Genomic DNA, 1303 nt, shown 5'->3' with positions numbered 1-1303 from the left:
ACCCGTGGCCCCCCCCGCCGCCGCTCCGCCCACGCACCCGGGCGACGCACCGGAAGCACCACCCGGTCCGCCGCACTCCGGCAACTGACAGGCCGCGCCCCGCATTCGCCGCATCGCCAGCAAGGAGCCCCACGTGTCGAACCTGTTCCGGTCCCTGCCTTCCATGGACGCCCTGCTCACCGCCCTGGCACACCCGGAACAGGCCGGGCCGGGAACACCCCCCGCACCCGAGCAGACCGCACAGGCCGACCTGTCCGCCCTGCCACGCCCCCTGCTGCGCGACCTGGTCAACGCCTTTCTCGACCAGTGCCGCGAGGCCATCCGGACCGGAACAATCACCGACGCCGCCTCCCTATCCACGCAGGCGCTGCTGCCCGCCCTTGCCGCGCACGTACTGCGCGCCGCGCGCCCCCACTTCCGCCGCGTGCTCAACGCCACCGGCGTGGTCATCCACACCAACCTCGGTCGTTCCCTGCTGGCGGAAGAAGCCACCGCCGCCGTGGCCGAGGCCTGCGCCAACTATTCCAACCTTGAATTCGACCTGTCCACAGGCGAACGCGGCAGCCGCTACTCCCATGTGGAAGAACTGCTGTGCAAGGTCACCGGGGCAGAGGCGGGCCTTGTGGTCAACAACAACGCCGCCGCCGTGCTGCTGGTGTTGGACACCCTGTGCACGGGCGGCGAGGTGGTGGTTTCGCGCGGGCAACTGGTGGAAATCGGCGGCAGCTTCCGCATCCCCGAAGTCATGGAAAAAAGCGGCGCGGTGCTGCGCGAGGTGGGCGCGACAAACCGCACCCACCTGCGCGACTACGAAAACGCCATCAACGAGCACACAGTGGCCCTGCTGAAGGTGCATACCTCCAACTACCGCATCACCGGCTTCCACAAGGAAGTGCCGCTGGCGGAACTGGTGGCGCTGGGCCGGGCGCGCAACCTGCCGGTCATCGAGGACCTTGGCAGCGGCAGCTTTCTGGACTTCAGCCCGTGGGGCCTGCATGGCGAACCCACCGTGCGCGAGGTGGTGGCCGACGGGGCCGACGTGGTCAGCTTTTCGGGCGACAAGGTGCTGGGCGGCCCGCAGGCCGGGCTTATCGTGGGGCGGCGCGAGATCATCGCGCGCATCAAGCGCAACCCGCTCAACCGCGCCCTGCGCATCGACAAGATGACCCTGGCCGCGCTGGAAGCCACCCTGCGCCTGTACCTGGACCCGGAACTGGCGCGCCGCAAGGTGCCCACCCTGCGCATGATGACCGCCCCGGCGGACGAACTGGCCCGGCGGGCGCGCAAACTGGCCACGCGGCTG

General features: G+C 69.9%; 1 protein-coding gene. It reads left to right on the top strand.

The features are described from left to right. Window positions 1–133 precede the first annotated feature (133 nt). The coding region (gene selA, locus FVW20_RS15790) for an L-seryl-tRNA(Sec) selenium transferase (protein ID WP_196610355.1) at window positions 134–1303 on the top strand (1170 nt) is incomplete at its 3' end.

The sequence above is a fragment of the Nitratidesulfovibrio oxamicus genome (assembly GCF_015731765.1).
Classification (GTDB): Bacteria; Desulfobacterota; Desulfovibrionia; order Desulfovibrionales; family Desulfovibrionaceae; genus Cupidesulfovibrio; species Cupidesulfovibrio oxamicus.
Note: the sequence above shows the minus strand (reverse complement) of the source record. Positions and strands in the feature narration are given on the sequence as shown.